The sequence below is a fragment of the Micromonospora sp. NPDC049114 genome (genome assembly GCF_040648635.1).
Classification (GTDB): domain Bacteria; phylum Actinomycetota; class Actinomycetes; order Mycobacteriales; family Micromonosporaceae; genus Micromonospora.
Genome location: NZ_JBEZEA010000002.1, coordinates 1 through 8,003 on the forward strand (window position 1 = coordinate 1; position 8,003 = coordinate 8,003).

5 protein-coding genes are annotated in these 8,003 nt (G+C 72.8%); 1 reads left to right on the forward strand and 4 read right to left on the reverse strand.

Annotation, left to right across the window (positions count from 1 at the left end):
* Positions 1 to 1,302: 1,302 nt before the first annotated feature.
* The 3 genes from AB0B39_RS07670 to AB0B39_RS07680 all read right to left on the reverse strand — a co-directional run bounded on the left by AB0B39_RS07670 (position 1,303) and on the right by AB0B39_RS07680 (position 5,078).
* A complete protein-coding gene (locus AB0B39_RS07670) occupies positions 1,303 to 1,932 on the reverse strand; it encodes a hypothetical protein (protein ID WP_357573796.1) in 630 nt (209 codons plus the stop codon).
* A 13-nt stretch (positions 1,933 to 1,945) separates the two neighbouring features.
* Positions 1,946 to 3,730, reverse strand: coding sequence for a DUF4012 domain-containing protein (locus AB0B39_RS07675; RefSeq protein WP_357573797.1), 1,785 nt, complete (start codon positions 3,728 to 3,730; stop codon positions 1,946 to 1,948).
* A gap of 100 nt (positions 3,731 to 3,830) precedes the next feature.
* Positions 3,831 to 5,078 carry a glycosyltransferase family 4 protein gene (locus AB0B39_RS07680; protein ID WP_357573798.1) on the reverse strand — a complete coding sequence of 416 codons (1,248 nt, stop codon included), beginning with the start codon at positions 5,076 to 5,078 and terminating at the stop codon, positions 3,831 to 3,833.
* A gap of 168 nt (positions 5,079 to 5,246) precedes the next feature.
* Here AB0B39_RS07680 and AB0B39_RS07685 point away from each other — a divergent pair, with 168 nt between their 5' ends.
* A complete protein-coding gene (locus AB0B39_RS07685) occupies positions 5,247 to 5,801 on the forward strand; it encodes a low molecular weight phosphatase family protein (protein ID WP_357573799.1) in 555 nt (184 codons plus the stop codon).
* Here the strand turns inward: AB0B39_RS07685 and AB0B39_RS07690 are convergent.
* Positions 5,782 to 7,242, reverse strand: a complete 1,461-nt coding sequence (locus AB0B39_RS07690) for a polysaccharide biosynthesis tyrosine autokinase (protein WP_357573800.1) — start codon at positions 7,240 to 7,242, stop codon at positions 5,782 to 5,784. The genes AB0B39_RS07685 and AB0B39_RS07690 overlap by 20 nt on opposite strands.
* Between the last annotated feature and the right edge of the window lie 761 nt (positions 7,243 to 8,003).

Here is an 8,003-nt window from a genome sequence, read left to right on the forward strand (position 1 = left end):
GGCTTGGCGTCGACGGGGTTGGCGTGGGCGGCGATCGGGCCGGCGAAGACTCCACCGGCGAACGCGAGACCGGCCACGGACAGCATGCTCTTACGGAAGATCGTGTTCATGGGGGTAGCTCCTTCGGGGGTAGGAACACCACACGCACCACCAGGGGGGTCGGTGACGTGGGGTGTGAGCACCTCGTCCGGCGCTGCACAAAACAAGGGGGAAAGTTTGGGGGCCTGCGAGCCGGGGGCTCGCGGCGCGGCGACCTTGCGAGCGGGGCTCGCGGCGCCGGGACCGGGTGTAACGACCGGCCGTCCGGGGTCATTCCCGGCGGCCTGCGAGGGGGGCTCGCGGCGTCCGGACCGGGTGTAACGGCCGGCTGTCCGGGGTCATTCCCGGGGCGGCTCGCGAGCGGGGCTCGCGGGGCCCGGGCCGTGTGTAACGGCCGGCTGTCCGGGGTCATTCCCGGGGCGGCTCGCGAGCGGGGCTCGCGGGGCCCGGGCCGTGTGTAACGGCCGCCGGGCTGGGGTCATTCCCGGGCCCTCGCCGGGGCCCCGGGGGCGGGGTCACGGGGTGTTCGGGGGTCTGGAACGACCCGGCCCGACCGGCCATTTCCCACCCGGTCGAGCGGGCGGGGGCGGGCCGTGGTCCTGCGATCGTCAGGGTATGCAACGACCCCCGGGCCGCCACGATTCCGGCCCACGGGTGCGACCGGTCACAACCCAACCATCGCTCAGAAAGGGACATCCCGCCTATTCGACGCAGCGGACGCGGCTTGGCGGGGTGTGGCTGGGTAGTGATCGACTCGGGTTCGCCGATGTCGGGGTATCCGGGGCGGGTTGATACCCCGATATCGGCGAACCCGTGTCGATCACGGCAACCCGACATCCCGGCACATCGGCCGGACGCCGGCAACGCCGGCCGGACGCCGGCACATCGGCCGGACGCCGGCACATCGGCCGGACGCCGGCACGCCGGCCGGACGCCGGCACATCGGCCGGACGCCGGCACGCCGACCGGACGCCGGCACGCCGACCGGACGCCGGCACGCCGACCGGACGCCGGCACGCCGACCGGACTGCCCCGAACGCGCCTAGCCGGGATCAGGTCAGCCGAGCGTTGCCGCGTACCGGCGGCCTGGGCGGAGTGTCGGGGTGTGGGGCGGGCTTCCGATCACGCACGTCGAGTGCCCCGCCGGGCCACTCATGACGACGTGCCACCGGAGGGATGACATGGGGCTGGCGCCCGCCGGAAGATCCGACGGGCGCCAGCCTGAGGTGCGATCCGGGCACTGCCCGGTTGGTGGTGCGCCGATCAGTGCGCGGCCCCGCCGAAGCGCTGGCGACGACGCCAGGCCAGGGTCAGCAGCAGCATGATCGCACCGGCGCCGACGAGGCCGCCGCCGAGCTTCATGGGCGTACCGATGCTGTCACCGGTGACGGGCAGCGGCTGCTTGCGGGGCAGCACCCGCAGCTCGGCGGTGGCGGTCCGGCCGGACTCCCGGCCCGTGGCGGTGAAGGTCAGCAGACCGGTCACCGACGGCTTGTAGCTCTTGGTGAAGCGGCCCTGGGCGTTGGTGAACGCCGTGAAGTGCAGCGGCGCGCTCGCCTGGTATGCCACCGGCGCCATGGCCACTGTGGTGCCGTCGCTGCGGCGGGCCGGCGCCTTGCCGGCGGCGGGGGCCGCCAGCGGGGTGACGGTCACCGAGTGGTCGACTGTCTCGTTGGGGCCGAAGCCCGTCCCGGTCAGGATGACCGTCTCGCCGAGGAAGATCGTCGGCCGGTTGATGGTCAGGGCCGGCGGCTGCGGCGCGTACGGGGGCGGCTGGGGCGGGTCGGTGGTCGCGCTGGGCGTCGGCTGCGGCTGTGCCGCCCCCGCTGCCGTCGGCACGGCCACCACGGCCAGGCCGACCGTGAGCGCCATGATGATGCGGGATAGCCGCATGATTGGTTCCCTCCTACTGGTCACAGCTTGGTGCGGAATGAACTTGGGTGGTCCACGGGCTGGCGGTGGGGGTCAGCCACAGCTCGGCCTGCCCGACGCCGGTCTTGGCCGTCAGGACGGTGACCTCCAGCGCTCTCTCGGCGCCGGGGCCGATGTCGACGCTGGCCGTCGCGACCTGGCGGCGGCGTTCGGTGCCGCTGCCCAGTGCCGTTTCGGTCCCGTCGAGCCGGGCGTCGAGCACGGAGCCGCCAGCCGGACTGAAGATCGACACCAACGTGCGAGCGGTGTACGGATCACCAGCCAGACCGAGGCCGAGGATCGACTTGCTCAGCCCCGACTTCGGCGCCGTCGAGCGCAGGGTCACCCGCAACCGGAGCTCGCGGCGGCCGTCGGATCGGCATTCGCCGACCGTGAGGTTCGCCGTCGGCCGCAGGTAGTAGCCGAGTTTCGCGCCGCTGCCGTCGTTGAGGAACACGCCGACAGTCGGCACGGTGTCCTGTTCCGGGAGCGCTCCGGCCATCCGGCTGTCGCCGAATGTCCGCTGTTCTTCCGGTCGAGCACTCCAGAACAATATCCGGCGTTCCGTGATAGCACGGTCGAATGCGGACAACAACACCCTAGGGTTGACATTCTTCTTGAAGAAGGCATCAAACACCGCGGCCGCTGAGGACGCGAAGTACTCGTCCTGCCGTTCGTTGTCCAGCCGCTGGTAGGTCTCGTTGAGCAGGGTCTGCACGACCTTCTCGCTGGCCAGCGGCACACCGCCGGGCACCAGCACCGGGCCGGTCGCCTTGAGCAGGTAGGACAGCACCACCGGGTCGATGGCGAGCACGCCGTCGACTGTGGTTCCGGTCTTTCGTCGGAACATCTCCCGGTACAGGGCGGCGGCGGTCGGGAAGTGCGGCGTGAGGTTCACGTCGGCGGGATAGATGCCCGGCAGGTCGGTCCAGATCGCCCGGGTCTCGGCGGGCAACTTCAGCGCCGGCGTGAATCGGCCGAGGGAGGCGCTGCTGCCCTGCTGGCCCATCCGGACCCGACCGTTCTCGGCCTCGATCATCGCGTACGCGCCGAACATGCCGCCGGTGGCGCGCAGTTCGGCCAGGTTCTGCGAGACGAGCAGGTAGCGCCGTGGCCCACTCGCGCCGAGCAGCGGCGGCAGCAGCCGAGCGCCCTGGTCGGCAGCGGCGGTGAGACTGGCCAGCCGGTCGATCTCGCCACGGAGGTCGGTCAGCGCTTGGCGCACCTGGCTGACCAGCCGGTCGGCGGGCACCGCGCTCAGGTCGCGCCGGGTGCCCTGCACCGCGTCGTTCGCCCGGGTCAGCTCCGCGGAGACCGAGCTGAGCCGGGCCAGGTCCAACCGTCCTCCGGCCGGCACCAGGCTGGTCAGGTCCGTCCGCAGCAGGGTCGGGAACGCCCGCCGGGCCAGGTCGTCGATCGCGATGGCGATCAGTCGGACCGCGTCGAGGTCGTCGCCGGCGATCGGGGTACGCCGACCGACCTTCCAGCTCGGGTCGGACGTGGCGGCCCGGGCGGCGTCGGCCTGCTCCTGCAAGGCGGCGAGAGTCCGCTGGGCACGTTCGGTGTCCCCGCCGACCACCTGCGCGCTCAACTCCCGGGCCAGGCCGGCGGCGTTGAGCAGGTGGGCGCGCGCCTGCCAGCCCCGGAAACCGATCCATCCCCCGGCGGCCAGCAGGAGCGATCCGACGACCAGGGCGCCGAGCAGGGCCCGGCGCAGTCGCGCCCGCCGACGACGCCGAGATCGGCTCCGCCGTCGATGCGGCCGTTCGCTCTCCGTCACACCACACTCCCGTTTGCTGGAATCGGACAGTCCGTCGGATTCCCTGACGTTCTTAGCACGCTGCGGGGGAATCTCGTACGGTTATGGCATTTCTCGTCCCTTACGCGAGGTTTCCTCGCGGCTCGCCCGCCTCCTGCGGAACCCGGCCGGCGGCCTCGTGCAGCAACCGCTCGATGCGGTCCACCCCGGCCGGCAACGACATCTCCCGCAGGTACGTCTGTCGTCCCCGGCGGCCCATCTCCGTGCGCGCCGGCGGCGGGATGGTGGCGGCCAACCAGAACCGGTCGGCCAGCGCGGCCCAGTCCTCAGGCGGGCACGACAGCCCGGCTCGGGCGCGTTCGACCAGCTCGGCGGTGTCACCACCGGCCGACGCCACCACCGGCGCGGCGCAGGAGAGCGCGGCCTGCAGCTTGCCGGGCACCATGCCGCGAAGCTCCGGCAGGTCGCGCAGCATGATCAGCTGGTAATCGGCTGCGGCGTACAACTCGGGCATGTCGACAGGTGACCGCCGCTCAAGGAAGCGGACGTTCTCCGCCTTCAGCTCGGCGGCGAGCCCCCGCACCCGACGCTCGTCCGCTCCCGACCCGACCAGGACCAGGTCCATGGTGCGATCCAGCGCGGCCGCGGCACGGACCGCCGTCTCCAGCCCCTGGCGGGCGCCGATGGTCCCGGCGTGCATGACCACGCACCGGCGATCCCGTCGGATCATCTGCCGGGCCGCCGCGCCGGGGGTCGCCGGGTAGAAGATGCGCTCGTCGGTCCAGTTCAGCACCAGCTGGACCCGGGCCGGGTCGGCCCCGGCGGCGATCACCAGGTCCCGCATCGACGGCGCGGCCACCGCGACCCGCGCGGCCGTCCGGTAGATGCGGGTCATCGCGGCGCCCATCCGCGCCGACCAGCGGCCGTCGCCGTCCGCGTCCGCGCCGTCGCGTGCCCACACATCCTGTACGTGCAGCACGGCCGGCACCTTCGGCAGCAGCCGGAACAGGGCGGCGGTGGCGAACGTGGTGGCCGGCAGCTGAAAGACGTAGAGCACGTCCACGTCGCCGAGAAACCGACGCGCCGCCAGCGACGCGCTGCCCGCGAACGACAGGTAGCTGACCATCCGCCCGCCCGTGGAGGTGGCCCCGCCGGAGTAGCGCGGCACCCGCCGGACCGCCAGCCGTTGACTGTGCGTCTCGTGGTGCCAGCGCTGCCGCCACCCGGGATAGACGTGACCGCCGGGGTAGTCCGGGAAGCCGGTGAGCACACGGACCTCGTGCCCGCGCGCGGCCAGCTCCTCCGCGAGGCTGCCGGGGATGAAGGCGGGCTCGGGTGGGAAGTGGTACGACAGGATGCCGATCTTCACCGGAGCACCGCCGAGGACCACGGATCGGCCTCGACCGGCGCGGCAGCACGTCCGGCGGGCGGTCGGCCCGCGTACGATGCCGACAACCCCTCCCCGCGCGGCCAGCGACGTCGACGCACCACCCTCGGGGTGTGGCGACCCGCCTCCGCACCCACGAGAGGGCTCCCGATGGTCGATCGCGTGTTGTTCGTCTGCCACGCCAACCTGTGCCGCTCGCCGATGGCCGAGTTCCTGGCCCGCCGGTTGCTGGCCGAGCGGCCCGTGCTGGTGTCCAGCGCCGGCACCGACGCGATGGACGGGATGGCGATGCACCCGTACGCCGCCCAGGTCGCGGCCGAGGGTGGCGGCGACCCGGCGGCCTTCGCCAGCCGGACGCTGCGTCCCGAATACCTCGCCGACGCGACGCTCGTGCTGACCGCGACACGGCGGCAGCGTTCGATCTGCACCTCGCTGGCGCCCGGCGCGCTGCACCGGACGTTCACCCTGCGCCAGTTCGGCCGACTCGCGGCAGCTGCCGAGCCGCCCGCCGAGTCGCGCGACGACCCGCTGCGGGCCGCCATCGCCGCCGCCGCCCACGCCCGGGGACGGTTGCAACCCGCCGCCCCGGACGCGGACGACCTGCGGGACCCGATCGGCGGGACCTCCGCCGACTTCCGTCGCTGCGCTGAGGAGATCGAACGCTCGCTACGACCCCTCGCCGCGCTCATCGGCGCAACCGGGTGAGTTCCTGGGTGCGGTCGCTGACGCCGTTGACGCCGGCGCCCTCGCTGTGCCGGGGGGCGGTGGCCCGGGCGGTCGGCACCGACGCCGTTGCCGGCGAGGTCACCACCCGGTAGGCCTCGTACTGGTACGCCTCGGCCTTGGCCACCTTGGCCATGTTCAGCACGCAACCGAGCAACCGCACCGAGACCGAGTGCAGCGAGCGGGCCGCCGCGGCCACCTGGGTTCGCGACGTCCGGCCCTGCTGACTCACCAGCAGCGCGCCGTCGGCCTGCACGGCCACCACGACACCGTCGGTCACCGCGAGCAGCGGCGCGGTGTCGATGATCACGATGTCGGCGGACTCGCGCAGCGCGAGCAGCAGGTCCGCCATCGCCTTGGAGCCGAGCAGTTCGCTCGGGTTCGGCGGCGCGGAGCCGCTGGGCAGCACCAGCAGGGACTTGTCGCCCCAGCGCTGGACCACGTCACCGACCTGGACGTCACCGACCAGCACGTCGGTGAGACCGACACCCGCGTCCAGGCCCAGGTACTCGTCGACCTTCGGGCGGCGCAGGTCCGCGTCGACCAGCAGCACCCGCCAGCCCGCCTCGGCGAGCGCGATGGCCAGGTTGCAGGAGAGCGTCGTCTTGCCCTCGCCCTGCAGGGCGCTGGTCACGGCGATGACCCGGGCCGGCTCGTGCACGTCCACGAAGCGCAGGTTGGTCCGCAACTTACGGACCGCCTCCGCGCGGGCCGACGTCGCGGCTTCGCCGACGATCAGCGGAGCGGTACGGGCTGCGTTCTCGAACGGGATCTCGCCGAGCAACGGACTTCCGGTGGCGCGTTGCAGGCCGGCGGCGTCGCGCAGGCGGACGTCGGCGACGCCGCGCAGGATCGCCAGGCCGACACCGAGCGCCAGACCGAGCAGACCGCCGAGCGTGAGGTTGCGCAGCGGCTGCGGGGAAACGGGGCTGGAGCTGACCCGTGGACCGCTCACCACTTCGATCTTGATCGGCGCCTTGCCCTCGGGCGGCGTCTCGACCTTCTGGACGAGCTCGACGAACTTCGCGGCGAGGGTTTCGGTCACCCGCAGCGCCCGGGCCTGGTCGGTGTCGGTGACGGAGGCGCGCAGCAGCACGGTGCCGGTCTCCGTGGAGGTGGTCACCCGGCGCTGCACCTCGTCCGCAGTGAGCCCGACCGGGGTCTCGGCCACCACGCTCTGCGCCAGGCGGTCGCTGCTGAGCAGGTCGGCGTACGACTTGACCCGCTGCTGGAGGAACAGACCACCCTGGTAGGCGTCGGTGACGCCCTGGTTGGGGGTGGTGACGAAGAAGGTCACCGAAGCGACGTACCGGGGCTGGGCCCGTACGGTCAGGAACGCCGAGACGCCCAGGGCCACCATGACGGTGACCAGCACGACCCACCAGTGCCGACGCACGTGGCGCAATTGGCGGAGCAGGTCCATCAGGAGTGCCTCCGTGCGGGTCCGGTTACGCCAAAGAACTTCACGAAAACCCCCAAGGTCGTCTGCCAACTCGTGAAACCATTAAAGCCCCTCATAGGGCTTATGTCCGGAGTTATGCATTTTCGAGGCGAACAAGTGCGCCCGCATGACCAACCCGACAAAGGGCCATTCGGCATCGGCGACATCCGGGAAAAGTCCACGGCCGATCCGTGCCGCCCCCTCGCGGCTGCCGCGATCGCCCACGATCGACCGCCGGAAGCGCACTGCCGCTCCTTGGTGCGCCCTCGCGCTGATCTCGGCAGGGACGCCGCTCGGGGTCGTACACCCGGCTGGCTGTGGTGACGCCCCGGCCCGGCGGCGGCGCTGGCACCTCGACCTGGGCCGCTGGCCGACTTCGTCTTCGTGGCGCGGCTGCGATCAGGCGCGAGGTCGTGGCCGCCGACCTGCGGAAGCGCGAGGCGTGGCACTCGCGGTGGTGGCCGACACCGGCCAGGTGACGCCGCCCGCGCGATCTACGCGGCGATGGTCCGGACAGCGGGCGGGGCGGGGTTGCGCGGCTGGGCCACCCCGATCGCCGCCGACATCGCCCGCACGCTGGCCGTGCTGACGGTGGTCACCGCACACCTGGCGCCGACCGGCGGGGTGGCGCCGGCCCGGGACGAGCTGCCCGCACGCGGATCGCCCGGGACGAAACGACGCCGGCGGGGGGGGCCGGGGGGGGGGCGGGCGGGGGGGGGGGGGGGGGGGGCGGGGGCGCGGGC

What these genes read in the sequence shown, in the direction of transcription:
- AB0B39_RS07670 (WP_357573796.1), bottom strand. Translation starts at nt 1,932, where the DNA reads ATGCGGCTATCCCGCATCATCATGGCGCTCACGGTCGGCCTGGCCGTG.
- AB0B39_RS07685 (WP_357573799.1), top strand. Translation starts at nt 5,247, where the DNA reads ATGGTCGATCGCGTGTTGTTCGTCTGCCACGCCAACCTGTGCCGCTCG.
- AB0B39_RS07690 (WP_357573800.1), bottom strand. Translation starts at nt 7,242, where the DNA reads ATGGACCTGCTCCGCCAATTGCGCCACGTGCGTCGGCACTGGTGGGTC.